General features: G+C 71.4%; 26 protein-coding genes. 12 read left to right on the top strand and 14 right to left on the bottom strand.

Annotated elements, in window-relative coordinates; genetic code table 11:
- The first annotated feature begins 33 nt into the window (after positions 1-33).
- Both AB0M79_RS02265 and AB0M79_RS02260 read left to right on the top strand, forming a co-directional pair.
- Positions 34-2589 carry a sensor histidine kinase KdpD gene (locus tag AB0M79_RS02265; RefSeq protein WP_364206954.1) on the top strand — a complete coding sequence of 852 codons (2556 nt, stop codon included), beginning with the start codon at positions 34-36 and terminating at the stop codon, positions 2587-2589.
- Positions 2586-3281: a response regulator gene (locus tag AB0M79_RS02260; protein WP_364206952.1), complete on the top strand. Its 696-nt coding sequence runs from the start codon at positions 2586-2588 to the stop codon at positions 3279-3281. The genes AB0M79_RS02265 and AB0M79_RS02260 overlap by 4 nt, the downstream gene beginning before the upstream one ends.
- Positions 3282-3335: 54 nt before the next feature.
- Here AB0M79_RS02260 and AB0M79_RS02255 read toward each other — a convergent pair whose 3' ends face one another.
- A complete protein-coding gene (locus tag AB0M79_RS02255) occupies positions 3336-3563 on the bottom strand; it encodes a hypothetical protein (RefSeq protein WP_364206950.1) in 228 nt (75 codons plus the stop codon).
- A 78-nt stretch (positions 3564-3641) separates the two neighbouring features.
- On the opposite strand from AB0M79_RS02255, the gene AB0M79_RS02250 reads away from it, so the two are divergent.
- On the top strand, positions 3642-4367 hold the full coding sequence (locus AB0M79_RS02250) for a TetR/AcrR family transcriptional regulator C-terminal domain-containing protein (protein ID WP_364206948.1): 726 nt from the start codon (positions 3642-3644) through the stop codon (positions 4365-4367).
- Here AB0M79_RS02250 and AB0M79_RS02245 read toward each other — a convergent pair.
- Positions 4364-5581 (bottom strand): MFS transporter, encoded by a 1218-nt coding sequence (locus AB0M79_RS02245; protein ID WP_364206946.1) that lies wholly within the window; start codon positions 5579-5581, stop codon positions 4364-4366. The two genes, AB0M79_RS02250 and AB0M79_RS02245, sit on opposite strands and share 4 nt — an antisense overlap.
- 188 nt (positions 5582-5769) lie before the next feature.
- Here AB0M79_RS02245 and AB0M79_RS02240 point away from each other — a divergent pair, with 188 nt between their 5' ends.
- The gene (locus tag AB0M79_RS02240) at positions 5770-6201 is read left to right on the top strand and encodes a hypothetical protein (RefSeq protein WP_364206944.1); all 432 of its coding nucleotides are present in this window, start codon (positions 5770-5772) and stop codon (positions 6199-6201) included.
- 63 nt (positions 6202-6264) lie between these two features.
- Here the strand turns inward: AB0M79_RS02240 and AB0M79_RS02235 are convergent, their stop codons facing one another.
- Positions 6265-6813 (bottom strand): CGNR zinc finger domain-containing protein, encoded by a 549-nt coding sequence (locus tag AB0M79_RS02235; protein ID WP_364206942.1) that lies wholly within the window; start codon positions 6811-6813, stop codon positions 6265-6267.
- A gap of 79 nt (positions 6814-6892) precedes the next feature.
- Between AB0M79_RS02235 and AB0M79_RS02230 the strand changes: the two genes are divergently transcribed.
- Entirely contained in the window at positions 6893-7864 is a 972-nt protein-coding gene (locus AB0M79_RS02230; protein ID WP_357539015.1) for an EamA family transporter, read from the top strand.
- On the opposite strand, the gene AB0M79_RS02225 is transcribed toward AB0M79_RS02230, so the two are convergent.
- From AB0M79_RS02225 to AB0M79_RS02215, 3 genes are all read right to left on the bottom strand, one after another.
- A complete protein-coding gene (locus tag AB0M79_RS02225) occupies positions 7861-8283 on the bottom strand; it encodes a hypothetical protein (RefSeq protein ID WP_364206940.1) in 423 nt (140 codons plus the stop codon). The two genes, AB0M79_RS02230 and AB0M79_RS02225, sit on opposite strands and share 4 nt — an antisense overlap.
- Positions 8273-9439 (bottom strand): NAD(+) diphosphatase, encoded by a 1167-nt coding sequence (nudC, locus tag AB0M79_RS02220; protein ID WP_364207602.1) that lies wholly within the window; start codon positions 9437-9439, stop codon positions 8273-8275. The genes AB0M79_RS02225 and nudC overlap by 11 nt, the downstream gene beginning before the upstream one ends.
- 109 nt (positions 9440-9548) lie before the next feature.
- Positions 9549-10400, bottom strand: a complete 852-nt coding sequence (locus AB0M79_RS02215; protein WP_364206938.1) for a hypothetical protein — start codon at positions 10398-10400, stop codon at positions 9549-9551.
- 257 nt (positions 10401-10657) lie between these two features.
- On the opposite strand from AB0M79_RS02215, the gene AB0M79_RS02210 reads away from it, so the two are divergent.
- Positions 10658-11332 (top strand): cytidylate kinase family protein, encoded by a 675-nt coding sequence (locus tag AB0M79_RS02210; protein ID WP_364207600.1) that lies wholly within the window; start codon positions 10658-10660, stop codon positions 11330-11332.
- A 91-nt stretch (positions 11333-11423) separates the two neighbouring features.
- Here the strand turns inward: AB0M79_RS02210 and AB0M79_RS02205 are convergent, their stop codons facing one another.
- Positions 11424-12308: a LysR substrate-binding domain-containing protein gene (locus AB0M79_RS02205; protein ID WP_364206936.1), complete on the bottom strand. Its 885-nt coding sequence runs from the start codon at positions 12306-12308 to the stop codon at positions 11424-11426.
- A gap of 122 nt (positions 12309-12430) precedes the next feature.
- Here AB0M79_RS02205 and AB0M79_RS02200 point away from each other — a divergent pair, with 122 nt between their 5' ends.
- Both AB0M79_RS02200 and AB0M79_RS02195 read left to right on the top strand, forming a co-directional pair.
- Entirely contained in the window at positions 12431-12775 is a 345-nt protein-coding gene (locus AB0M79_RS02200) for a nuclear transport factor 2 family protein (RefSeq protein ID WP_364206934.1), read from the top strand.
- Positions 12776-12891: 116 nt separating this feature from the next.
- The gene (locus AB0M79_RS02195; RefSeq protein ID WP_364206932.1) at positions 12892-13569 is read left to right on the top strand and encodes an HAD-IA family hydrolase; all 678 of its coding nucleotides are present in this window, start codon (positions 12892-12894) and stop codon (positions 13567-13569) included.
- 238 nt (positions 13570-13807) lie between these two features.
- On the opposite strand, the gene AB0M79_RS02190 is transcribed toward AB0M79_RS02195, so the two are convergent.
- The 3 genes from AB0M79_RS02190 to AB0M79_RS02180 form a co-directional block, all read right to left on the bottom strand.
- On the bottom strand, positions 13808-14512 hold the full coding sequence (locus tag AB0M79_RS02190) for a hypothetical protein (protein WP_364206930.1): 705 nt from the start codon (positions 14510-14512) through the stop codon (positions 13808-13810).
- Positions 14513-14571: 59 nt separating this feature from the next.
- Positions 14572-14982, bottom strand: coding sequence for a hypothetical protein (locus tag AB0M79_RS02185; protein WP_364206928.1), 411 nt, complete (start codon positions 14980-14982; stop codon positions 14572-14574).
- 76 nt (positions 14983-15058) lie between these two features.
- Positions 15059-16261, bottom strand: a complete 1203-nt coding sequence (locus tag AB0M79_RS02180) for an MFS transporter (RefSeq protein ID WP_364206926.1) — start codon at positions 16259-16261, stop codon at positions 15059-15061.
- A 60-nt stretch (positions 16262-16321) separates the two neighbouring features.
- Here AB0M79_RS02180 and AB0M79_RS02175 point away from each other — a divergent pair, with 60 nt between their 5' ends.
- The 4 genes from AB0M79_RS02175 to AB0M79_RS02160 all read left to right on the top strand — a co-directional run bounded on the left by AB0M79_RS02175 (position 16322) and on the right by AB0M79_RS02160 (position 19372).
- Positions 16322-17314, top strand: coding sequence for a winged helix-turn-helix domain-containing protein (locus AB0M79_RS02175; RefSeq protein WP_364206924.1), 993 nt, complete (start codon positions 16322-16324; stop codon positions 17312-17314).
- Positions 17315-17421: 107 nt separating this feature from the next.
- Complete coding sequence (locus AB0M79_RS02170; RefSeq protein WP_364206922.1) at positions 17422-17781, top strand: GntR family transcriptional regulator; 360 nt, start codon at positions 17422-17424, stop codon at positions 17779-17781.
- Positions 17778-18683 (top strand): ABC transporter ATP-binding protein, encoded by a 906-nt coding sequence (locus AB0M79_RS02165; RefSeq protein WP_364206920.1) that lies wholly within the window; start codon positions 17778-17780, stop codon positions 18681-18683. The genes AB0M79_RS02170 and AB0M79_RS02165 overlap by 4 nt, the downstream gene beginning before the upstream one ends.
- Complete coding sequence (locus AB0M79_RS02160; RefSeq protein ID WP_364206918.1) at positions 18680-19372, top strand: ABC transporter permease; 693 nt, start codon at positions 18680-18682, stop codon at positions 19370-19372. The genes AB0M79_RS02165 and AB0M79_RS02160 overlap by 4 nt, the downstream gene beginning before the upstream one ends.
- A 79-nt stretch (positions 19373-19451) precedes the next feature.
- Here the strand turns inward: AB0M79_RS02160 and AB0M79_RS02155 are convergent, their stop codons facing one another.
- The 4 genes from AB0M79_RS02155 to AB0M79_RS02140 all read right to left on the bottom strand — a co-directional run bounded on the left by AB0M79_RS02155 (position 19452) and on the right by AB0M79_RS02140 (position 24224).
- On the bottom strand, positions 19452-19781 hold the full coding sequence (locus AB0M79_RS02155) for a TraR/DksA C4-type zinc finger protein (protein WP_364206916.1): 330 nt from the start codon (positions 19779-19781) through the stop codon (positions 19452-19454).
- 378 nt (positions 19782-20159) lie between these two features.
- Positions 20160-22244, bottom strand: coding sequence for a hypothetical protein (locus AB0M79_RS02150; protein ID WP_364206914.1), 2085 nt, complete (start codon positions 22242-22244; stop codon positions 20160-20162).
- A 94-nt stretch (positions 22245-22338) separates the two neighbouring features.
- Entirely contained in the window at positions 22339-23286 is a 948-nt protein-coding gene (locus AB0M79_RS02145; protein WP_364206912.1) for a carbohydrate ABC transporter permease, read from the bottom strand.
- A complete protein-coding gene (locus AB0M79_RS02140; RefSeq protein WP_364206910.1) occupies positions 23283-24224 on the bottom strand; it encodes an ABC transporter permease subunit in 942 nt (313 codons plus the stop codon). Before AB0M79_RS02140 ends, AB0M79_RS02145 begins: the two co-directional genes overlap by 4 nt.
- Positions 24225-24226: the final 2 nt, after the last annotated feature.

Raw genomic sequence — 24226 nt, 5'->3', positions numbered from 1 at the left:
GGGACGGCCACGCGAACAGGGAGGATGGGCCACGTGCCCAGGGGAGAACTGCGCATCTACCTCGGAGCCGCCCCCGGCGTCGGCAAGACCTACGCCATGCTCGAGGAGGCGCGGCGGCGGGCCGGGCGCGGCACCGACGTGGTGGTCGGCCTGGTGGAGACGCACGGCCGCCGCCACACCGCGGCGATGATCGGCGACCTGGAGGTCGTACCGCGCCGCACGGTCACCTACCGCGGGGTCGAGTTCACCGAGATGGACCTCGACGCCGTCCTGGCCCGCCGCCCCGAGGTCGCGGTCGTCGACGAACTCGCGCACACCAACGTGCCCGCCTCCGCCAACGAGAAGCGCTGGCAGGACATCCAGCGGCTGTGCGACGCCGGCATCACCGTCCTGTCCACGGTCAACATCCAGCACCTGGAGTCGGTCAACGACGTCGTCGCCCAGATCACCGGTACGACCCAGCGCGAAACCGTCCCCGACGAGATCGTGCGCGCGGCCGAGCAGGTCGAACTGGTCGACATGACCCCGCAGGCGTTGCGGCAGCGGATGGCGCACGGCAACATCTACCGCCCGGACCGGATCGACGCGGCGCTGGGCAACTACTTCCGGGTCGGCAACCTCACCGCGCTGCGCGAACTCTCCCTGCTCTGGCTCGCCGACAAGGTCGACGACCAACTCGACGCCTACCGCGCCCAGCACGGGATCTCCGACACCTGGGAGGCCCGGGAACGGGTCGTGGTCGCCCTGACCGGCGGACCCGAGGGCGAGACCCTGATCCGGCGGGCCGCCCGCGTCGCCGCCCGGAGCAAGGGCGCCGACCTGCTGGCCGTACACGTGGCCCGCAACGACGGCCTCGCCGGCGCCGACCCGGCCCAGCTCGCCCGGCAGCGGGTCCTGGTCGAAAGTCTCGGCGGCACCTACCACCAGGTTCTCGGCACCGACATCCCGGCGGCCCTGCTCGACTTCGCCCGCGGCGTCAACGCCACCCAACTCGTGCTCGGGGCCAGCCGGCGGGGCCGCTTCGCCCAGCTCCTGTCCCCGGGGGTCGGGGTCACCACCACCGCGCTGTCCGGGGCGATCGACGTACACCTGGTGACCCACCCCGAGGCGGGCCGGGGCCGGCGGGCGGCCCGGATGCCGGCGGCCCTGTCGAGGCGCCGCCAACTGCTCGGCTTCGCCCTCACCGGTGCCGGGATGCCGCTGCTAACCCTGATCCTGACGGTGCTGCCCGACCTCACCCTGACCAACGACATCCTGATCTTCCTCGCGGCCGTCGTCGGGGTCGCGCTGGTCGGCGGGCTGTGGCCGGCCCTCGTCGCCGCGTTCGGCGGATCCCTGCTGCTCAACTTCTTCTTCACCTCGCCGTACCACACCCTGACCATCGCCGAGGCCGACAACCTGCTCGCCCTGGCCGTCTTCGTCGGGGTCGCCCTCGCGGTCAGCGGCGTGGTCGACATCGCCGCCCGGCGTACCCGGGAGGCCGCGCGGGCCGCCGCCGAGGCCCAGACCCTGGCCACCGTCGCCGGCAGCGTCCTGCGCGGCGAACGCCCCCTGCCCGCCCTGCTCGACCGGCTCCGCGAGACGTTCGCCCTGCGCGCCGTCAGCGTGCTCGAACTCGCCGCCGACGCCGGGGGGCGCCCGGGGCGGGCGCGGGAGGAACAGGCGTGGCGGATCGTGGCGAGCGTCGGCGACACCCCGGCCGGCACCCCGGACGCGGGGGAGACGGTGGTACCGGTCGACGAGCGGCTCACCGTCGTGCTCTCCGGGCGCCGGCTGGCGGCCGCCGACCGGCGGGTCGTCGAGGCGTTCGCCGCCCAGGCGGCCGTCGCGCTACGGCAGGAACGCCTCGCCGAGGAGGCGGCCACGGCACGACCGCTGGCCGAGGCCGACCGGATGCGTACGGCGCTGCTCGCCGCCGTCAGCCACGATCTGCGTACGCCGTTGGCCTCGGCCAAGGCGGCGGTGTCCAGCCTGCGTAGCCACGAGGTCGAGTTCGACGACGACGACCGCGAGGAACTGCTCGCCACCGCCGACGAGTCCCTGGACCGGCTGCACCGGCTGGTCGCCAACCTGCTCGACATGAGCCGCCTGCAGGCCGGCGTGCTCGGTGTCACCGCGACCGCCATCGGGCTGGAGGACGCCGTACCCCGGGCGCTGGACGAACTCGGTCCCGGCGCCGCCGACGTCACCACCGACATTCCCGCCGACCTGCCCGCGGCCTTGGCCGACCCCGGCCTCCTGGAACGGGTCCTGGTCAACGTCCTCGCCAACGCCTTGCGGTTCAGCCCACCCGGCCAGCCACCGGCGGTCACCGCCAGCGCCCACGCCGGTCAGGTGGAACTCCGGGTGATCGACACCGGCCCGGGCATTCCGGAGGACGAGTGGGAACATGTCTTCCTGCCGTTCCAGCGGCTCGGCGACCGTGACAACACCACCGGGGTCGGCCTCGGCCTCGCCCTGTCCAGAGGAATGATCATGGCGATGGGGGGCGGCATCACCCCGGAAACCACCCCGGGCGGCGGCCTGACCATGGTGATCCGCCTACCCGCCGCACCCGTACCGGGCGAGCCGCCGGGGGCACCGCGATGACCCGCGTCCTGGTCGTCGACGACGAACCGCAGATCCTGCGCGCCCTGCGGATCAACCTGCGGGCCCACGGCTACGACGTCGAGGTCGCCGACAGCGGGGCGGGGGCGCTGCGGGCCGCCGCCGGTCACCCGCCCGACCTGGTGGTCCTCGACCTCGGCCTGCCCGATCTCGACGGCGTCGAGGTCATCCGGGGGCTGCGTGGCTGGACCGTGGTGCCGATCATCGTCCTGTCCGGCCGGGTCGGCAGCCAGGACAAGGTCGCCGCGCTCGACGCCGGTGCCGACGACTACGTCACCAAGCCGTTCGGCGTCGACGAACTCCTCGCCCGGATCCGTGCGGTCACCCGCCGGATCGCCCCGCCCCCGGGTGATCCGGGGGCGCCGGCCACCGCGACCCACCGGATCGGATCGCACACCGTCCACCTCGCCGACCACCTGGTCCGGCACGACGACGGCACCGAGGTCCGGCTCACCCCCATCCAGTGGGCGATGCTCGAGATGCTCCTGCGCCATCCCGGCAAGCTGGTCAGTCAGCGCCAGCTCCTGCACGAGGTGTGGGGACCGGCGTACCACAACGAGACCAACTACCTGCGGCAGTACATGGCCCAGCTGCGGCGCAAGCTGGAGGACGACCCGGCCCGCCCCCGGCACCTGATCACCGAACCGGGCATGGGCTACCGCTACCGTCCCTGACCGCCGGGCAGGTCGTCGCGGCCACCTCCGGCGCCGGCCGCGGGTCGCGGCCGGTCACGCGGTCGTGTCCGAGTGGACCTCGACGTCGTAGACGAGCCGGACCGGCCGCCCGTTCGTGATCCCGATGAAGACCGGCTCCGCGGCGGGGGTACGGCCACGCCGCCAGACCTCGTCGCGGGCCGCGTTCCTGGACTCGTGGTGGATCCTTCCGGCCCGGTGCAGCTCCAGCACCCGACGTGCCGTGTACCTGTCGCTGTCGATCTGTATCCGCATCAGAGGCATCGGCCGGCACCCTCCTGAACGGCGAACAGTTGACTTATCATCGTTAAGTTACCTGAGGAACGTACTAGAGTGGCCCGGATGAACGCGACCGAATTGGGTGGGCCGCCCGACGGCGGGCGGGAGGGGCGACGGCCCCCGGACGCCGGCACGGTCTGGCTCCGCGACGAGCCGGCCCGCCCCCGCCGCGCCCGACCGCTGACCCGGGAGCGCATCGTGGAGGCCGCCGTGACCCTCCTCGACGAGAAGGGCACCGACGGGCTGACGATGCGCCATCTCGCGCAGCGCCTCGCGGTCACCTCCACCGCGCTCTACTGGCACGTGAAGACCAGGGACGACGTCCTCGACCTGGCCGTCGACCAGATCTTCGGCGAGGTACGGCTCCCCGACGCCGGCGACGACTGGCGGGCAGACGTACGCGCGCTGACGTCCGGGTGGCGGGCGGCCATGCTGCGCCATCCCTGGGCACCCAGCCTCGTCGGGCGGCCGATGCTCGGACCCAACGTCCTCGCCCGCACCGAGTTCCTGCAGGCCGGGCTGGCCCGTGGTGGCTTCACCGGGGCCCGGCTGGCCGTCGTCACCCGGCTGCTGGCCAACTACGTGATCGGCGCGGCGCTGACCGAGGCCACCTGGCACCGGACCGACGACCCCGACGCGCGGGCCGCGGCCCGGCGACACATCGCCACCGATCCGGCCGCCTATCCCACCCTCGTCGCCTCCGGCCATCTCGACGACGGCCGGTGGAACGACGACGAGCTGTTCGAACGCGGCGTCGACGCCATTCTCGCGATCCCGCCGGCGGACTAGGTTCCCGCTACGCCCGGACGGCCGGTGGGGCGGGAGACGACGTACCACGCGACGGTGGCGAGGACCGCGACGACACCGCTGAACAGGAACGGCGCCTCGACACCGGCCACCGAGGCCAGGCCACCGCCGAGAAGCGCCCCCACCGCGGCGGCGCTGAACGACAACGTACGGCCGGCCGCGGTGACCCGCCCCAGCAGTTCGCCGGGAACGGAACGCTGGCGCAGGGAGACGGCGGTCACGTTGAGGACGGCGAACGACCCGCTGGTGACCACGACGACGAGCACGGCGGCCCAGAGATCGGAGACGAACAGCAGCAGGGCGGGCACCCCGGCGGTCACCAGCAGCGACCAGGTCAGCACGACACGATGGCGGCGGCCGCCCACCAGCCGCTCCGCGACGAACGCCCCGAGCAGGCCACCGAACGCACCGGTGGCGAGCAGGACGCCGTAACCGACCGCGCCGGCCTGGAGGTTCTCCCGGGCGTAGAGCACCAGGATCGCGAACCAGGCACTGTCGGCGGCGGCGACCGCGGCGCAGACGGCGGTCAGCGTACGCAGCATGCGGTGGCGCACCAGCCACCGCAGACCCGCCCGGACACCGTCCTTCACCACCGGCGCCGTCGTCCCCGCCGTACGGGCGACCAGGCTCAACGGCAGGGACAGCACGAGCATGACCGCCAGGGCCAGCGACGCCCCGTTGACCGCGAACGGCAGCGCGGCACCGGCGACGAACAGCGCCGCGCCCACCGGCGGTCCGACGAACTCGTTGCCCACGATCTCCCCGGCGACGAGGCGCCCGTTGGCCCGCTCCAGCAACGGCTTGGCCACCAGGCCGGGGATGGCGGTCTGGGCGGCGGTGTCGCGCAGCGTCTCACCGACCCCGAGCAGGAAGCCGGTGGCCAGGACGAGCGGCAGCGACGCCCAACCCGTCGCGACCGCGACCACGAGGGTGGCCAGGACGAGTACCCGCCCCAGGTCGGCCCAGACGATCAGCGCCTTCGCCCCGCGCCGGTCGGCGAGCGACCCCGCGAGCAGGCCGGTGACCAGCCACGGCAGTGCCTGTGACGCGGTCACCGCCGCCACCCCCAGCGGGCTGTCGGTCAGCGACGCGGCCAGCAGCGGGAACGCCGCCAGCCGGATGCCGTCGCCGACGTTGGCCAGCGACGCGGCACCCCAGAACGTCCAGAACGGACGTCCCAGTGACTTCGACTCCATCGTGCCCCCGTCCCACCTCGTCGAACGGTGATCATCGTCGCACGGCTCCCGCCCGGCCCCCGCCCCCCGGGCGTACGGTCCCCGACTTCGGGCGGCCCACCGCCGGGAGGGCCGATCGGCGTGTCAGGATCAGGCGCCCGGCGCGCGTCGCGCGGGGGAGAGGTCGACACGACAGGAGGAGCCCGAGGATGTCCGACGCCTGGGTCACCGACGACGATCTGCGCGCGGCGCGGCTGCGGTTCACCGAGCGGATACCGGGGTTCGTGCTGCCGGCCGCCTTCACCGTGGCCCGCCGGGACGCCACCGGGCTGACGTTCGGACACCTGAACGGAGTCGGCGAGGTACGACCCCTGTCGGCCGTCGTGCTCGCCTCGGTCTGCGACTACGTGGCCACGACCGGCGTCTTCCCGCTCGACCGGGAACGGCTGGCCGAGGCGGTCGGGCGGCTCGCCCCGGCCGAGGCGGCCACCCACCTGCCGCACCCCAACCTGTGGTCGTGGCGCGAACTGCTCGCCGGGGCGGCTCCGGACAGCACCTTCGTCGCGATCTTCGTCGCCGATGCCGGGGACCGGCCGGTCGACCCGGACGACGCCCAGTTCCGGCGGTTGCTGGCGGGCTGAGTTCCGCACCGTTGCCGGCCCGCGCCGCTTCAGGTCCGGCGCCGCTTCAGGTCCGGCGCTGTCTCAGGTCCGGCGCCGGGCCGCCTTACGGGCCCGGTAGGCACTGACCGCGGCCCGGTTTCCGCAACCGGCCTCGCAGAAGCGGCGGGACCGGTTCTTCGACAGGTCGACCAGGACGTTGCCGCAGTCGGGGAAGGCGCAGATCCGCAGCCGGCCCAGTTCGCCGGCGCGTACGACGTCGACCAGGGCCATGGCGGCCTCGACCGCCATCCGCGACGCCAGCGGCGCGTCGTCCGGCGTGGCGTGCAGGTGGTAGGGCCAGTCGTCGTGCCGGACGAGTCGCGGCAGGGCGTTCTCCTCGCGGAGCAGGGCGTTGACGATCGTCACCACCTCGTCCTCGTCGGCCTCCCAGAGCCGGCGCAGCCGGGGACGCAGGTCCCGTACCGCGCGCAGGTCGGCGTCGGTGCGGGGCGGGCGGCCGGTCCACTGGTAGGTGGCGTAGAACGCCTCGAGGGCAGCGAGGTCGGGCAACAGTTCACCGTCGCCTCCGGCGGTGTTCACCAGGGCCGCGGTCGCCGTCAGGGTCACCTCTGTGTCATGAGTGAAGAACACCTTGACTCCTGTCAGGTCGCGCCTCTAGCGTCATCCGCGTAACGGGGCTTCGCACATTACATCGAGCTGAAGGTGAGCCATGCACACCCGCCGCACCGCCGGCCTCGGACTCGGCCTGGCGCTGCTGTCCGCGCTCGCGTTCAGCACCTCCGGTCCCTTCGCCCGGTCATTGATCGACGCCGGCTGGTCCGCCGAGGCCGCCGTCGCCACCCGGGTCGGTATCGCCGGCCTCATCCTCGCCGTGCCGGCCGCCGTCGCGCTGCGGGGCAGGTGGCGTGTCCTCCGACGCAACCTCGGCATGGTCGCCGTCTTCGGACTCCTCGGCGTCGCCGCCGCCCAGGTCGGCTTCTTCAACTCGATCCGCTACCTGCCGGTCGGCATCGCACTGCTGATCGAATACCTCGGCGTCATCCTCGTCGTCGTCTGGATGTGGGCCGTACACGGGCAACGGCCCCGCCTGCTGACCGTCGGCGGCTCGGTCGCGGCCGTACTCGGCCTCGCCCTGGTCCTCGACCTGGCCGGTGGCGGCGACGGCCTCGACCCGGTCGGTGTGCTCTGGGGACTGTTCGCCGCGGTCGGTCTCGCCGGCTACTTCGTCCTCGGCGCCCGCGTCGACAGCGCCCTGCCCGCGACGGCGATGGCCAGCGGCGGCATGGCCGTCGGCTCGGCCACCCTGCTGCTGCTCGGCGCCGTCGGCCTGCTGCCGATGCACGCCCACTTCGGCACGGTCACGTTCGCCGGCCAGTCGACCAGTTGGCTCGTGCCGATCCTCGGCCTCGCCGTGGTCGCCGGTGTCGTCGCGTACGCGACCGGGATCGGCGGGGCGCGGCTGCTCGGCGCCCGGCTGGCGTCGTTCGTCGGGCTGACCGAGGTGCTCTTCGCCGTACTGGTCGCCTGGCTCCTGCTCGACGAACTGCCGACGGTCGTGCAACTGGTCGGCGGGGCCCTGATCCTCACCGGCGTCACGCTGGTCCGCCTCGACGAGCCGAAGCCGCGCCCAGACCCGAAGGACCCCGACGGTACGCCGGCACCGGCGATGACCGCCGGCTAGCCGGACCGGGTCCGGGCGGCGTCGGCCCCGGAACGTGGGCTAGCTGGCGGAGAGCGAGGCTCGTCCGCCGCGGACGCCTTCCCCGATCGCGCTGAACCCTCGCCGGGCAGGACGGCACCACGGTTTCCGCGCAGGGTGGTGAGCGCGATGGCCGCGGTTGTCGCGGCGATGACGGCGCAGGCGAGGCCGATCGCGTTGAGTCCGTTGGCGTATGCCGTCGCGGCGGCGGACAGCAGCTCCGCGGCGGTATCGGGCGGCAGGTCCCCGGCGGCGGTGACGGCACCTTCCATGCTGCCCTCGGCGGCTCCTACGGCGGTCGCCGGCGTGCCGTCGGGCACGTCGACCGACTCACGGTAGACGGCGGCGCCGAGGCTGCCGAGCATGGCGACGCCGAGCGCAAACCCCAGCTCACCGCCCATCGACGAAAGGGCCGCCGCCGATCCGCCCCGCTCCGGCGGGGCGGTTCCGACGATCAGGTTCGTGCCGAGTGCACCGACGGTGCCGACGCTGATGAAGGCGATCACGAAACCGACTATCAGCGTCGGCACTTCGCCCGGCGTCACACAGATCATGTGTCCTGTGTGGACGGTGGCTGTGGAAGTGGTTGGCACGCCCGCCGACCACGGCAGCGTCCGCCCCTCCGGGGCAGCGACGGTCGTCCACCGTCGGGTCGAGTCCGGCCCAGGAGCGCAGCAACCAGCCGCCGATCGAGTCGGCCGGTCCCGCGCCGGGGCCGTCGACGATCCGCTCGATCACCTCGCCGCGGGTGAACCAGCGCGCCTCGAGCAGTTCCGCGCCGTCCACGTCGATCCGATCGTCGAGCGCCTGCCCGACGAAGCCGATCATCAAGCCCGACGGGAACGGCCATCCCTGGGAGCCCTGGTAGGTGACGGGGCCGACCGTGACGCCCGCCTCCTCGGCGGCCTCGCGGCGTACCGTGCCCTCCAGGCTCTCGCCGATCTCGGCGAAGCCGGCCAGCAACGAGAAGTTGTCCGGGCCCGCGCCGTGGTGACGAGCGAGCAGGCAGCGCGGCTGCGCGCCGGGCCTCTCGATCAGCGCGATCACGGCCGGCTCGATCCGGGGAAACGACAGTCGGCCGCACTCGGGGCCGGTGCACACCCGAACGTGGCCGGCCTGGGCACTGCGCGCGGGCGATCCGCAGAGGCCGCAATAGCGGGTGTGGCGGTTCCAGTGGAGCAGGCCGCGGGCGTACGCCAGGGTCGCAGCCTGCGGGTGCGGCAGGTCGGCTGCCACCGTACGCAGGTCGCCGCTCGTCTCCGCGGCGCCCAACCGCAGCGCTGCGGGCTCGTCGGCGGCGCTCAGGTCGGCGGCGAAGACGGGAGTGCCGTCGTCCAGACCGAGCAGCACCGACTCGCCGGCGGCGGCCGCGATCTCCCGACTCCGGTCACCGGACGCGACGACAGGGGGTGCGACTTCAGGTACTGCCGTAACGCGCACGGTGCCGGCACATGGGCCAGGTGCAATTTCGACTGGCCCGAGGATGCCACCAAGAGGGTGTACGGCGGCGTGCGGTACTCGTACACCAACCACCCTACGAGCTCCGAACTCTGGCATTTCACCGGAGCATAGTTCTGGACCCAGTGAACTTTTCCGGCTGGCGGTTGGACGCGCTGCACCTTGAACACGTTGCTCGGTCGGCGGCATCACTGGGCGGTTCTCGTCCCTACAGGCCGGGTTTACGGATCATGTCCCAGCCGGTGATGTCGCACTGACCGTGCTGGTTGTTGCCGGCGGCGACGACTGTTCCGTCCGCGCGTAGTCCGAGGGTGTGGGTGGACCCGGCCGCAACAGCGACGACATCCCGCCAGTCGGCCACGTCGCACTGGCCCAGATCCGTACTTCCCACGGCCACGACCCGGCCGGTCGCGGTGACACCCACGGTGTGATAGCTCCCGGCCGCCACCGCCACGACGTCGCCCCAGGCACTGACGTCACAGGCGCCCGTCGATTGATCCCCGACTGCGAAGACGCGCCCGTCGTTGGTGAGACCGACCGTGTGAAGGTAACCGGCGGCAATGGCGGCAACGTCACACCAGGCGGCAACCGCGCACTGCCCACGGCGATCGTTCCCGACCGCGACGGCAGTCCCGTCGGCTCTGAGGCCGACCGAATGCCAGTCACCACAAGCCAACGCGACAATCTCACGCCACTGTCCTACGTCGCACGCTCCATCGCGAAGCCGTCCGGTCGCCAGCACGGTGCCGTCACCAACCAGGCCCAGGGTGCGGCGCCACCCCGCGGCGACAAAGGTCACTTCGCGCCAGGACGCGACGTCACACTGCCCGTCACCGTTCCACCCCGTCGCGATCACGGTTCCATCCGCGCGCAGGCCGACGCTGTGGGACCGCCCGGTGTTCGACGCCGTATGCACGTTGCCCGCCGCCACGGCGACCACGTCGACCCAGTCCTCGACGCGACACTCGCCAGAGGTCCCGTTGCCGGCCGCGACGACGGTGCCGTCGGCACACAGCCCCAACGAGTGCCGTCGTCCAGCGGCGATGACAGGACCACTCATGAGCACATCATTCCGGATCACCTGCCCCCGGGCAGGTCCAGCCCGCTCCATGCCCCTAGCTGATGAGCGTCACCCCTGAAGCCGTCGAGAGCCCGGCGCCGCAGAACGCACCCATCGACATGCTGATAATTGTTCGGTCATGGCTGGGGATCAACCGAGCGCGGTTCGGCGCAGACTCCCAGAAGGGGACGCGGGTCGCGGAAGCGGTCATCGGGTATCCCGCGGGTGTCGGCCGAGCGGGTAGGACGGGGCAGGACATGGACCAGGGGACTCGCGAGGAGTTGCTCGGCCGGCTGGCTGAGGCGGTCGGGTCCGTCACCGTCACACACCCGACGCGGGTTGCCATCGACGGAGCGCCCGCCGCGGGCAAGACCACGCTCGCCGACGAACTGGCGGTCGTCTTGCGCACACAGGGCCGCGACGTCATCCGCGCCACGATCGACGATTTCCTCTTCCCCCGGGCACAGCGCTACCCGCGCGGCGAGTACTCGGCCGAAGGCTGCTACTTCGACACCCACGACCACGACGCGCTGAACCGGGTCCTGCTCGATCCGCTCGGCCCGGGCGGAGATCGACGCTTCCAGCACGCGGTCTACGACCGCACCGCGGATACCGCGCTGTCCCCGCCGGTCACGACTGCCCCCGCCGACGCCGTGCTGGTCTTCGACGGCGTCTTCCTCATGCGTCCGGAACTGATTGACCGATGGGACCTGCGCATCTTCGTGTCGACCGCGCTCGAGAAGACCGTGGATCGTGCCGTGATCCGAGAGCGCCGGGTGTCATCCCGGGCCGAAGTCGAACGGCGCTGGCGCGAGCGTTACATCCCCTCCCAGCAGCTCTACTTCGCTACGGTCCGCCCGACCGATCACGTCGACATCATCGTGCACAACGACGAGCCCCAGCAGCCGGTCTGGGCAACCCAAACACACTGACCGCACCGACCCGGGAGCGTCGCTACAGCCGCTGTGGGCCGGTCACCCGCTGGGTCCAGAGGAGTCAGTCGGCGGGTGGTCGGACGTCGGCTCAGGTGCCCCCGCCGAAGGCCGTGCGTCCGTAGCGGACGAGTTCCTGCAGTGCCGGATTCGTCGTGGTCGGCCAGATCAGGGCCAGTACGGCGGGCGTCTCCACGTCGTCGATCATCAGTACGGACAGGCGCTCCCGGTGCGGTACGGCCATGGACTCGCTGAGGATCGCGACCCCGAGGCCACGCGCGGCGAGGTCCATGATGGCGCCCGGCGCGCTGGCCTGCAGGGCGATGTCGGGCTTCACCCCACCGTCGGCGCAGGCCTGGTCGAACACCGTCCGGATGCCGGTTCCCGATGGCAGGCACACGATGGGGAACTCGGCGATCTCGGCCAGGGAGGCTCCGCGGCGCCCCGCCAGCGGATGGCCGTCGGCCACGATCGCGACGAGCCGCTCGCTGACGATCGGCATGGCCCGGACACCGTCCGGAGTGCCGGCGGCCATGCCCACGAGGGCCAGATCGGCGCTGCCGGTGCGTACTCCCTCGATGAGCCGGTCGGAGTTGTCCTCGAACAGGACCAGTTCGACACCCGGGTGCGCGAGGTGGAACGTCGCGAGGGCGTCGAAGAACGGCGTGACCGTGCACGCGGTGACCATGCCCACCACGAGCCGGCCGCGGATCAGCCCGTTCACGTCGTCGACCGCCCGTCGCAGCGCCTGCGCGGAGGAGAGGACGGCCCTGGCGTGTTCGAGCACGACCGCACCGGCAGCGGTCACGGTCGCGCGGCGTCCCGACCGGTCGATAAGAGTGGCGCCGAGGTCGTGCTCGAGTTGACGGATCTGGGCACTGACGCCCGACTGGCTGATCCGTACCCGTTCGGCGGCGCGGGTGAAGTTGGCTTCCTCGGCCACCGCTACGAAGTACTCGAGCTGCCTCAGTTCCATAAGCAGAAATTCTAGCTACGAGTAGTAGAAGCTGTTGGACTTCTAGTTCGTCGCCGTGCAGGCTGAGGAGAGCTGCCCGACTTGATGCAAAAGGGATACTTATGTCCGCCAATGAGAAAGCAATGAAGCCTGAAGACCTGACTCGCCTGTTCGTAGAGCGCGCCAACGCCGGGGACGCGGCCGGCATTGCCGCGCTCTACGAGGAGGAGGCGGTCATGGCCTACCCGCCGGGCCAACAGACGGTCGGCCGGGAAGCCATCCGGGCCCTGTGGGAGAAGATGCTGGCGAGCGCGCCGCGCTTCGAACCGGAGCCGCCACTGCCGACCCTGATCAGCGGCGACATCGCGCTCACCTCCACCCCGCCCAAGGACGGCGCCGGAGCCCGAGCGCAGGTGGTTCGCCGACAGGCCGACGGCAGCTGGCTACGCCTGCTCGACCAGCCCGAGTTCGTCACGCCGAAGCGCTGACCGGCCCGGCCGCCTCGTTCGGGAAGTGGCCACGTGCCGGACCGCCCGACGGATCCGGGCGTTGACCGATCCGCGCCAGCCGCCGGCCGCGGAGACCGGGTTGGGATACTGCCGCGATGACGGTCAAGGCTCTCATCTTCGACTTCGACGGCCTGCTGATGGACACGGAGACCACGCTGCTGGAGAGCTGGCGTTGGGAGTGGCGGCGACATGGCCTGGAACTCGATCCGGTCGGCTTCTTCGCCGACCATGGCGGTGATGCGAACGAACCGCGGTATGCCGCGCTTGCCGCGACGGTCGGATCGGCGTACGACCGCGAGTCCAGCCACGCGTTGCGGATGGCGCACCGGGCGGAGCTGAACGCGGCGCTGGAGCCGGCGCCGGGCATCGTCGGCTGGTTGGACAGGGCCGCGGAGTTGGGGCTGCGGTTGGCGGTGGCGAGCAGTTCCCCGGTCACCCATGTGGGGGCGATGCTCGATCAAACCGGGCTGCGGGGGCGGTTCGAGGTGTTGGCGACCGGCGAGGAGGTGGACGCGCACAAGCCGGATCCGGCCGTGTATCTGCTGACGTTGCGGCGGCTCGGGCTGGCGGCGGGGGAGGCGGTCGCGTTCGAGGACACCGCGCACGGGGTGGCGGCGGCGCACGCGGCCGGGCTGCGGTGCGTGGCGGTGCCGAACCCGCACGCGGACAGCGCCCGCTTCACGGCTGCGGACCTGCTGCTTACCAGTGCCGCGGACCTGTCCCTGGACGCGGTCATGGCCGTACTGACCGGGCACGCGGGCCACCGCCGTTGAGCGGATGCGGCGGAGGCCGGCCGTGTTTTCCGTGGGCAGCCCGCAGCCGGATACGCCAGATCGGCCAGGGACCGTCCTCATGCGACGATTCCGCGCGGTACATGCTGAAGGCGGGAGTGACCGAGCCGCACCCTGACCGGACAGCCCGTGCCACTTGGCTGTCGATGGTGTACGCCAGCCCACGAGCGCGCCTCGGCGGCATGGGCGTGCACCTGATCGAGCGCGGTCGTCGAATCGGTCAGGGGAGAAGGCGGCGTCCCTCCCAGGTTCCGTGTTCGGACAGGGGGCGGAACCGCATGAACGCGGATTCGTGGTGGAAGTCCCGGCGATGCTGTTCAGTCATGGCGACGGCGTGTGTATGGGCCTGTGGGACGGCGCTGCGGCCGTGGACCATGTCGGTCATCGCGCGGACGCTGTGCCAGATCGTGAAGGTGGAGAATGTGCGGGGCGGGCGTATCGCCGCGGTGGCGAAGGTGGTGCCCGGGTGGTGGGCGACCAGGCGTTCGACCGGCCGTCCCCATTTCAGAAAGCGGGGGAGTTCGGGGAGTTTGAGCCGGGCGAGGGTGACGGCCACGATCGGCTCGTCCGGATCCCACTTGCCCGCCTGCACCGGCAGGTCGGCGAGCGCGGCCACCTCGCCGTAACGTCGCAGGTACTGCAATCGCACATGCCAGCCGTCGTTGAGCCGTCGTCCTAGATCGTCGTCTGCGAGGAACCGTTCCAGCGCCGATTCGTCGTCCCATTCGGCGAACATCGCGAGGCGTCGCAACTGCATCCGTTCCACTGACAGCGCCGGGGAGCCGAGTCGCATGAGCGCGAGGCATTCGGCGTGCCGTAGCCCAGCCGCCCGGGGCCTGCGACGCAGTGTACGCATGGTCATGGCCGGCGGAAGCAGGGCGAGATGGAACGAATGCAGCATCGGCCCATCATCCCAGTTGCCCATGCCCGCGACGGGGCAGCCTTGTCACCACCGTCGCCGTCTGACGCGTGCTGGGCCAGGTGCTATTCGCCTTCCAGCCGACCAGAGTTGCCGCGGTACGGCCGTCCTCCGTCGGTCGTCGGCAGGGCTGCGATTCTCGCCGCCCAGTGGTCGACGTACGTCTTCACGCCGTCGGCATTGCGCGGAATGCTCAACCAGTCCCAGGCAGCGTCGCGAATCTCCCGTTGGGCGATCATCTCGGTGCCGTCGCCGTAGTGGAACGGGTAGCCGTCGACGATGTCCGACAGGTCCGCGTAGATGCCGTACAGCCCGCCGGCATTGCCCACGTCGTCCCTGAGGAGCAGTTCGACCAGCGCGGACTTCAGCTCCTCGACGACCCCCACCGGATCCTCTCCGCCCTTCAGCACCCGATGCATGTATCCATCGATGAGGTCGATCACGGCAGTCAAGGAAGCCGATACGGCGTCGGTCACCCTCCCATGGTCGCTCGCCGTGTCACCCGCGCCGCTCCGGCCCCGGCAGCGGGAAACGTAGTAGAGCAACGGCTGCCTAAACCGTCGCGCTCTCCAGCCTCCGGACCGGCCGGGCGGCCAGCGGCGCGAGAGCCGCCACGGCGAACGCGATTCCGCACCACAGCGCCACGGTCGTGCCACCCCACCGTGCCGCCAGCGGACCGACCAGCACCTGGCCGACCGGGATCGCCGCGAACGACAACAGGTCGTCGATCGACGAGACGCGGGCGAGCGCGGCCTTGTCGACATGCCGTTGCAGCGCGGTGTCCCAGGTGATCCCGGAGGCCGCGAAGCCGACACCACCGAGGAACGCGAACGCCGCGAGCCAGTACGTGTCGAGCCCCAGCCCGAGCGCGATCAGCGAGCTGGCGCCGAGGGCGCCGGCGAGCCGGCCGAAGCGCAGGGGGTGGCGGACGACGAGCCGGTACATGATCGCGCTCATCAGCAACAGCCCGACGGCACGCAGGCTCAGCACGACACCCCAGGCGGCCTCGCCGTCGCGCTGCCCGGTCAGCGCCGGCCCGAGGATCTGCCAGGGGCCGGTGTTGACCAGGTTGATCACAAAGTAGGCGAGCGCCACCGGCCACAGCCACGGGATCGTGACGAAGACCGTCCACCCGTCCCGGATGTCGCGCCACAGGCCCGGCCGCCGATCCGGTGCGGGAGCGGCGGGTGCGGGAGCGGCCGGGAGCCGGGCGAAGAAGGCGGCCGCGGCGAGGAAACCCGCCGCGTCACCGGCGATGGCCCAGCCACCGCCGGCGACGACCACGAGCAGGCCGGCGACCGTCGGGCCGAGCACCAGTACGGCGCTGCGGGTCGTGGCCAGCAGCGCGTTGGCCCGCTGGAGGTCGGCGGGCGCGACCAGTTCCGCCACGACGCTGCGCTGGGCGGGCGAGGTGAAGGCGTTGAGCGCGCCGCCGGCGAAGGCCAGCGCGCCGACGAGCCAGAGCCGGTAGTTGCCGGTCAACAGGACGAGCGCCACCAGGCCCTGGGTGAGGCCGGCGCCGAGGTGGGCGACCACGAGCACCGTACGGCGGGGCAACCGGTCGCCGACCGCACCGCCGACGAGCAGCAGGGCGAGGTGCGGCACCATCTGGCAGGCCAGCACGATGCCGAGATGGCCGGCGTCGCCGGAGGCGTCGAGGACCGCGAACGCGAGGGCGACCGGGGTCATCGCGCTGCCGAGCATCGACACGAGACGGCCGAGGTAGAACGATCGGAACGGGGAGTGGAGGAGCACGACCGGCAGCGTTCCGGGTGGCGGCCGTCCTCACCAATCCTGCGGCGAAAGGCGCAACGAATGACCCTCCTCCGCTTCACCCCGGCCGCGTTGTCGCGGTCCCGGTTCGCCCTCTCGCCGCTCGCCGAGACGCTCGGCTCCCTGATCATGTTGCACCGCACCGACCCGGACCCGTGGCTGGCCGCCTGGCACACCCGGCACCGGCCCGGCTACCACGCCTGGCTGGCGGCAGACCCGGTGGCCGCCGGCCTGATGTCGCTGGTGTCGGCGACCAAGTGGCTGCCGGACCTGGTCGTGGTGCCGCCGCCCGGTGGCACGGGTACGGGTCTGGCCGACGAACTCGCCGAGGTGGCCGCCTTCTCCGACGCGCAGACCCGGGCGACCGTGGCCGACGCCGTGGCGGCGAGCTGGCTGCCCCAGGACACGTCCTGGCTCGCCGGCGACCGACTCGCCGAACGGATCGCCGCGGTGCTGGAGGAGGGGTGGCGGCGGTTCGTGGCCCCGGACTGGCCGCGCCGGCGGGCGTTGCTCGAACGCGACATCATGCACCGGTCCGGCCTGCTGGCCGCGTACGGGTGGCGGCACGCGGTCGGCTCGATGACCCGGCGGTCGACCTGGGTCGGCGCCGACGGGCTGCGGTTCAGCGACCGGGAGCACCCGGACCGGTGGATCGGCGACGAGGGGCTGCTCTTCGTGCCGAAGACCGCCGGCGTCGGTTGGTGGACCTGCGAGCGGCCGCGCCGCGACGCGCTGGTCTATCCGGCGTACGGTCCGGCGGCGCCGGTCGACGTGCCGGCGGACGACGCGCTCGCGGCGCTGCTCGGCGCCGGTCGGGCCCGGGTGGTGCGCGAGCTGGTCCGGGCGGCGACCAGCACCCAGCTCGCGTACGCCCTCGGTGTCTCGCTGGGGACGGTCAGCGGCCATCTGGCGGTGCTGCGGGACGCCGGCGTGGTCGCCGGTGTCAGAATCGGCCGCTCGGTCGTCTACCGCCTCACCGGACGGGGTGAGGGGCTGCTCGACCTTCTCGATCGCACCCCGTCCGCGTCGCCGTAGCCGGTGCCGTCGGCTTGACAGGGGAGCCTCATTGCCTCCATGGTTAGTTACATGAGTAATGAACCAGCGAACCTGGACCGGTCGGGCCCCGGGGACCGGTGCCGGTGATGGACGACGGTCGGCCGATCTTTCTCCAGATCGCCGAGCTGCTGGAGAACTCGATACTCGACGGCTCGCTGATCGAGGACACCCAGGTGCCGTCGACGAACGAACTGGCCGCCTTCCACCGGATCAACCCGGCGACCGCGGCCAAGGGCGTCAACCAACTGGTCGACGACGGAACGCTCTACAAGAAACGAGGGATCGGGATGTTCGTCGCCCCGGGCGCCCGCGAACGGCTACGGGGCCGACGCCGTGAGGAGTTCGCCCGCCAGTACGTCCAGCCGCTGCTCGCCGAGGCCCGCAAGCTCGGCATCGACCCGACCGAACTGAAGAAGATGATCGACACCTGGGAGGAGCGGCGGTGAACACCATCGTCACGGTCACCGACCTCGCCAAACGCTACCGGGGCGTGACCGCGCTGGACGGGGTCAGCTTCAGCCTGACCGAGAACCGGATCTACGGCCTGCTCGGTCGCAACGGGGCGGGCAAGACGACGCTGATGCAGTTGCTCACCGCGCAGAACATGGCCACCTCCGGCGACATCGCCGTGTTCGGCGAGCACCCGTACGAGAACGACCGGGTCCTCGCCCGCACCTGCTTCGTCAAGGAGAGCCAGACCTACCCGCAGAGCATGCGGGTCGGGCACGCGCTGCGGGCGGCCCGGCTGCTCCATCCCAACTGGGACCAGCGGTTCGCCGACTCCCTGCTGGAGGAGTTCCAGCTTCCGCCGCAGCGGATGGTCAAGAAGCTCTCCCGGGGCATGCTCTCGGCCCTCGGCGTCATCATCGGGCTCGCCTCGCGGGCCCCGCTGACGTTCTTCGACGAGCCCTACCTGGGGCTCGACGCGGTCGCCCGCCAACTCTTCTACGACCACCTGCTGGCCGACTTCGCCGAGCATCCCCGCACCGTGATCCTGTCCACCCACCTGATCGACGAGGTCAGCGACCTGATCGAGCACGTCCTGCTGATCGACCACGGCCGGCTCCTGCTCGACCAGGACACCGACGACCTGCGCGGTGACGTCGTCACCGTCTCCGGGCCCGTCGCCGCGGTGCACGAGATCACCGTCGGCCGTACCGAGCTGCACGGCAACCTGCTCGGTGGCACCGCCCGGGTGACCGTACGGGGGCGGCTGACCGAGGCGGAGCGGGTCCAGGCCCGTGCCCTCGGTCTCACCGTGGAGACCGTCTCGCTCCAGGAACTCGTCGTACGGCTGACCACCGGCGCCGGGAAGACCGAGCCGACCGCGAAGGAGTACGCCCTGTGAACCGTGTCCTGCCGGCCGCCCGACTCCAACTCGTCACCTGGCGCAGCATGGTCGGCTGGCCGTGGGGCATGCTCGCGGCCTCCTTCGCTGTCAACGTCTTCTTCTACGGAAGCATGGGTGACCTGGGGCGGACGACGGTCACCGGCGGCCTGATCTGCATCTACGCGGTGGTGCTGGTCGCCCTGGTCCAGTCGGTGACCCAGTGGTTCCCGTTCGCGCTCGGGCTCGGCGTGACCCGGCGGGCCTTCTACCTGTCGCACCTGCTGCTCCTGGCGGCCCAGGCACTGCTCTACGCGGTGGTGCTCTATCTGCTCGGCGTCGTCGAGGCGGCGACCGACGGCTGGGGGGTCAAGCTGCGCTTCTTCGGCATCCCGGCCCTGTTCCTGGACAACCCGGTGCTCCAGCTTCTCGGCTACGCGGTCCCGTTCCTGCTGCTGGGCATGCTCGGCACGGCCGTCGGGGTCGTCTTCAAGCGCTGGGGGACCAGCGGCCTGCTCGTCCTGGGCCTGGTCGGCATCCTGGTCGGCGGCGCGCTGGCGACCCTGATCACCTGGCAGGGCTGGTGGAACGCGACCGGTTCCTGGTTCGCCGCACAGGGCACGACCGCGCTGATCCTCGGCTGGCCGGCCCTGCTGGCCCTGCTGCTCGCCGTCGCCGTCTATCCGGTCATTCGCCGGGCCACCCCGTGAGTCGTCGTCCGGTCTGATATGGAGCGGGCTGATCCGGGCCGTCGTGCCGCGGCGCGCGACGCGACGGCCCGGACCGGGGTCAGCCGGCGCGGCCGTGCTTCTCCTGGCACGGCACGCAGAACCGGGCGTGCGGCAGGATCTGCAACCGCTCGGCCGGGATCTGCTTGCCACAGTGGACACAGCGGCCGTAGGTGCCGGCGTCGATCCGGCCGAGCGCGGCGCTGATCTGCTCCAGGCTCTGCCGGGTGGCGGCGATGAGCGCGGCCCGGGTGGGTTCCTGCGCCGGATCTCCGGTGTCGGCGGTGAGTTGGGTGAGCCTGGTCGTCTGTGCCTCGAACTCGCCGGTCAGGTTGGTTCGCAGGTCGCCGAGCCAGTCCCGGCCCGAGACGTCGTGCAGGTCGGTACTCATTGGTCGCTCCTCAAAAAGAAAAGGGCCGAAGCTGGATAGCTTCGCCCTGGTGGCCGTTCGTCGGGTGAGGAGCGGCACCGGAGGGCTACGACCGGTTGGCGCGGGGATCACGGCCCGGTTGCCGCGCGGGGTGCGGACGTGCGCCCCGACCGGCCGGGGCGCGGCAGCCGGGCACGCGGGGTTTGGCCGTGCCGTCGAGAGGCTGACGGCACCGCCCACCTGACGCCCGGCCGGATGCATCAGGCCACCGTAGGCGGCCCCGCTACCGGAAGCAACCAGGCTTCGGGTGGTGGCGCGGCTCAGTCCTCTTCGGCGAGTCGGGCCGGGCGCGGACGCACCCGCTGGTCGAGCGGCGCTGATCGACCAGCGGGGCGACGGTCAGCTCACCAACTGGTAGCCGAACTGGACCTCGAGGTCGGTCACGCCCGACGCGCCGAGCACCCTGGCCCGGAGCCGGCGCGGACCGCCGACCCCGTCGACTGTGAACGGGGTGACGAGGCTGGTGGTCAGCACGGCGGTGGTGGCCGTGACGGCGGTGCCACCGGCGCTCGCGCCGTCGGCGTCCAGCCGGACGTCGCAGGTGCCGGAACCCACGACGCGGGTCACCCGGACCACCCGGATCCGCTGCGAGTCGAGGTAGAGCAGATTGCCGAAGTCGAACAGGCCGTCGGCCACCGGACCGGACACCCGGGCGGTCAACCAGCCGTCGATCTGCTCGACGCCCTTGTTGCCGGTGATCCGGGTCTGCGCGGTCGGGGTGCCGGTCAGCTGGTACGGGCCGACGGTGTTGCCGTTCAGGTCGTTGTCGCTGATCAGTACGTCGGCGGCCGCGTTGACGATGCCGTGGTCCTGGCGGTTGATCCCGTCGGCGAGACCGCCGATGGCGTTGCCGACGATGACGACCCGGCTGGCGGTGTCCCGGATGTTGATGCCGGCGCCGTGGCGGTAGCCGGTGCCGCCGCCGGCGTAGCCGTTCGCGAACGCGACGGCGGGCAGGTCGAAGGTGTCCTCGTCGACGACCTCGATCACCCACTTCCCGTTCGCCTCGGTGGTGCCGGTGACGCCCTGGATGGAGATCCGGTCGCCGGTCTCCCAGCCGTGGGCGGCGCCGGTGGTGATCCGTACCCGGCCGGCGCCGTTGGCGGCCGCGCCGGTGACCGTACGGGCGAAGGCCGGGTGCGCGGTCCGGCCGTTGTTGCCGATGAGGCAGCCGGTGACCGTGATCCGGGTCGAGGCGATGTCGATGCCGTTGCGGCCGCAGCCGCGGATGACGCTGTTGGTGAAGGTGGCGGTGCCGGTGAAGCCGGGGCCGATGCGGACGTTGTCGTCCTCGTTGTCGGCGGAGATGTAGGTGTTGGTGAACTGGGCCTGGGCGCCGGCCTCCAGCAGGACGGGTACGCCGTGGCCGTTCTCGAAGCCGCCGCCCTCGAAGTAGAGGAACTTGGGGATCGAGGCGCCCGGGGTGTTCTTCATCCAGATGCCGTGCCGGCCGAAGAGGATCGCGGTCGCGATGAACTTGATGGAGCCGCCGAGGCCGTCGATGACGAGGTTGTCGGTGTGCCGGTTGGCGCTGCCGGCGGCGATACCACATTGGACGAACTCGACCGGGTCGGCGCGGGAGTCGTTGTTGACGCCGTTGAGCAGGATCACCTGCTGGCCGTTGAAGCCGTTCCAGACGCAGTTGACGAACCGTACGGTGTTGGCGCCGCGCAGGGTGATGCCGTTGTACCCGTCTTTGAACCGGACGTTGGCGAAGGTCAGCATGTAGTTGCCGTCGGTGCCGTTGCGGCTGGTCATGATGATGCTGCCGCCGGTCAGGCCGGCGCCGCGCACCTGGAGGTCGCGCAGGCCGCCGCCGCGTACGCCGGACAGGTGGAAGCCGTCGTCGGCGCCGGTCGCGACGACGTACTGGGTGGAGTACTCGTCGTTGTCGGTGACCCCGGCACCGGCGAAGACGATCGGCACACCGACGACCTGGACGGTGTCCTCCAGGCGTACCTTGCCGGGGCCGGCCTCGATGGTGCCGCCGGCCGGCAGCGCGCCGACCGCGGCCTGCACCTTCGGCGAGTCGTTTCCGGTTCCGGTGCCGGTCCACCCGAACCAGGCCAGGTCGATCCGGGTCGCGTACGGGCGCTTCCAGCGGCCGGTGGCCACACCGGTGACGGCGAAGACGGTGCCGCCGTTGTCGGCCTCGGTCGCGTCGGCGTCCCAGTAGAGGACGCCGCCGCCGACGCCGGGTGTGCCGGCGTGGTAGCCGAGCAGGTGGATCTGGTCGCCGTCGGCGGTGCCGACGGTGCCGCGCAGGTCGGCGACGCTCTCGGTGGTGCCGGTGAGGGTGAGCCGGCGGCCGGGGCGGGCCTGCGCGGCGGTGGCGACGGCCTGCGAGCCGGCCACCGCCAGCCCGGCCAGGCCGATGGCGGTCAGGGCACGGCGGCGCGCGTTGCCGGTGGTCCTCTCGTCCATGGGGGTGCTCCTGTTCGACGGCAGCCGGCGACGCCGCGCCGGCCGGTGCGGGGGATGGGGGACGGTGCGGGGGATGGCGGACGGAACGGGGGAGTCAGCCCTTGACGGCGCCGATGACGACGCCCTTGGCGAAGTGCCGTTGGAGGAACGGGTAGACCATGCAGATCGGGATCAGCGAGACGACCAGGATCGCCATCTGCAGCGACTGCTGCGGTGGCACGACCTCGCCGGGCAGGTCGGTGCCGATCTGGGTGTTGTCGACGACGTACGTGCGCAGCACCAGTTGCAGCGGCCACTTCTCGGTGGAGTTGATGTAGAGCACGGCGTTGAAGAACGCGCTCCAGTAGGCGACCGCGTTGAACAGGCCGATGACCGCGATCACCGCCTTGGAGAGCGGCAGCATGATGCGGGTGAGGATCTGCAGTTCGCTGGCGCCGTCGATCCGGGCGGCGTCGACGATCTCCTTGGGGACCTCCATGAAGAAGGCCCGCATGATGATGACCTGGAACGCGGAGGTGAGACCGGGCAGGATCAGCGCCCAGTACGAGTCGATCAGCCCGAGTTCCTTGATCAGCAGGTAGTTCGGGATCATCCCGGCGTTGAACAGCATGGTCAGCAGCACCATGATCAGGATCGGCCGGTGTCCCCAGGTGCCGGGCCGCGACAGCGAGTACGCCAGCAGCGCCACGACCGCGACCGACAGTGCCGAGCCGACCAGGGTGATGCCGATCGAGACCAGCGTCGCCCGGGTCACCACGCCACCACGGAAGATCGCCGCGTACGCGTCGAACGACGGGTCGGTCGGCCACAGCACGTACCCGCCGGCGGCGGTGATCTGCTCCTGGTCGGCGAGCGACGTCGAGACGACGGCGACGAAGGGGAGCAGCACCACCGCGCAGCACAGGAAGAGCAGGACGCCCTTGATGCCCCGGACGGCGACGTTCGGGACCGGGGCGCCGTTGACCGTACGTCGGCGCCGCTGCCGGGCCACCCCGGGCAGCAGCGGCGAGGAGCGCTTCGGGCGGGGTTTGGTGTCGGTCACCATTTCGAGTAGATCCCTCTCTCCCCGAACAGGTGCGCCACCTTGTTCGCGCCCAGCACGAGGATCGCTCCGACGAGTCCCTTGACCAGCCCCACCGCGGCCGACACGCCCCAGTTGCCGCCGACGATGCCGTAGTTGTAGACGTACGTGTCGAGCACTTCGGAGGTCTCCAGGCCGACCTGGTTCTGTTGCAGCACGATCTGTTCGAAGCCGACGGTGAGCACGTCGCCGAGCTTGAGGATGAGCAGCAGCACGACGACCGAGCGGATCGCGGGCAGGGTGACGTGCCAGAGTTGGCGCAGCCGGCCGCCGCCGTCGACCGCGACCGCCTCGAACAGTTCCAGGTCCACCCGGGAGATCGCGGCCAGGAAGATGATCGTGCCCCAGCCGGCGTCCTTCCAGACCGCCTGCGAGGTGATCAGGGCGAAGAACAGGTCGGGGTCGCCGATGATGTTCAACTGCGGGAAGTCGTGCTGGCGGGCCCAGTTGTTGTAGATGCCGGCGTTGCCCAGCATGTGCTGGAACAGCGCGACGACGATGACCCAGGACATGAAGTGCGGCAGGTAGAGGATCGACTGGACGACCCGTTTGATCTTCTCGCTGAGCAGGCTGTTGAGCAGCAGGGCGAGCGCGATCGGGATCGGGAACACCACGGCGATCTGGAGGAACGAGATGATCAGGGTGTTCTTGAGCGCGTTGAGGAACGCCGGGTCACCGTTGAAGATGACCTCGAAGTTGGCGAACCCGACCCACGGCGACTCCGCGATCGTCAGGTACGGCTGGTAGTCCTTGAACGCGATGACGTTGCCGAGCATCGGCACGTACTGGAACAGCAGCACCAGGGCGACGCCGGGCAGCGCGAGCAGCAGCAGGAAACGGTCCCGCTTGAAGCGCTGCCAGCCGGACGCGCGTTTCCCGGCCGATGCGGGTGACGCCATGC

Origin of the sequence: Polymorphospora sp. NPDC051019 (genome assembly GCF_040683055.1) — a bacterium.
Taxonomy (GTDB): domain Bacteria; phylum Actinomycetota; class Actinomycetes; order Mycobacteriales; family Micromonosporaceae; genus Polymorphospora; species Polymorphospora lycopeni.
The sequence above is the reverse complement of the archived record's forward strand: the minus strand, read 5'-3'. Positions and strand labels throughout refer to the sequence as shown.

Coding starts and splice junctions, on each gene's coding strand:
- AB0M79_RS02190 (WP_364206930.1), bottom strand. CDS start 14,512: ATGGGCAACTGGGATGATGGGCCGATGCTGCATTCGTTCCATCTCGCC.
- AB0M79_RS02240 (WP_364206944.1), top strand. CDS start 5,770: ATGTCCGACGCCTGGGTCACCGACGACGATCTGCGCGCGGCGCGGCTG.
- AB0M79_RS02250 (WP_364206948.1), top strand. CDS start 3,642: ATGAACGCGACCGAATTGGGTGGGCCGCCCGACGGCGGGCGGGAGGGG.
- AB0M79_RS02260 (WP_364206952.1), top strand. CDS start 2,586: ATGACCCGCGTCCTGGTCGTCGACGACGAACCGCAGATCCTGCGCGCC.
- AB0M79_RS02175 (WP_364206924.1), top strand. CDS start 16,322: ATGACCCTCCTCCGCTTCACCCCGGCCGCGTTGTCGCGGTCCCGGTTC.
- AB0M79_RS02155 (WP_364206916.1), bottom strand. CDS start 19,781: ATGAGTACCGACCTGCACGACGTCTCGGGCCGGGACTGGCTCGGCGAC.
- AB0M79_RS02195 (WP_364206932.1), top strand. CDS start 12,892: ATGACGGTCAAGGCTCTCATCTTCGACTTCGACGGCCTGCTGATGGAC.
- AB0M79_RS02225 (WP_364206940.1), bottom strand. CDS start 8,283: ATGGGCGGTGAGCTGGGGTTTGCGCTCGGCGTCGCCATGCTCGGCAGC.
- nudC (WP_364207602.1), bottom strand. CDS start 9,439: ATGCCAGAGTTCGGAGCTCGTAGGGTGGTTGGTGTACGAGTACCGCAC.
- AB0M79_RS02210 (WP_364207600.1), top strand. CDS start 10,658: ATGGACCAGGGGACTCGCGAGGAGTTGCTCGGCCGGCTGGCTGAGGCG.
- AB0M79_RS02140 (WP_364206910.1), bottom strand. CDS start 24,224: ATGGCGTCACCCGCATCGGCCGGGAAACGCGCGTCCGGCTGGCAGCGC.
- AB0M79_RS02230 (WP_357539015.1), top strand. CDS start 6,893: ATGCACACCCGCCGCACCGCCGGCCTCGGACTCGGCCTGGCGCTGCTG.
- AB0M79_RS02150 (WP_364206914.1), bottom strand. CDS start 22,244: ATGGACGAGAGGACCACCGGCAACGCGCGCCGCCGTGCCCTGACCGCC.
- AB0M79_RS02205 (WP_364206936.1), bottom strand. CDS start 12,308: ATGGAACTGAGGCAGCTCGAGTACTTCGTAGCGGTGGCCGAGGAAGCC.
- AB0M79_RS02200 (WP_364206934.1), top strand. CDS start 12,431: ATGAAGCCTGAAGACCTGACTCGCCTGTTCGTAGAGCGCGCCAACGCC.
- AB0M79_RS02170 (WP_364206922.1), top strand. CDS start 17,422: ATGGACGACGGTCGGCCGATCTTTCTCCAGATCGCCGAGCTGCTGGAG.
- AB0M79_RS02255 (WP_364206950.1), bottom strand. CDS start 3,563: ATGCCTCTGATGCGGATACAGATCGACAGCGACAGGTACACGGCACGT.
- AB0M79_RS02245 (WP_364206946.1), bottom strand. CDS start 5,581: ATGGAGTCGAAGTCACTGGGACGTCCGTTCTGGACGTTCTGGGGTGCC.
- AB0M79_RS02215 (WP_364206938.1), bottom strand. CDS start 10,400: ATGAGTGGTCCTGTCATCGCCGCTGGACGACGGCACTCGTTGGGGCTG.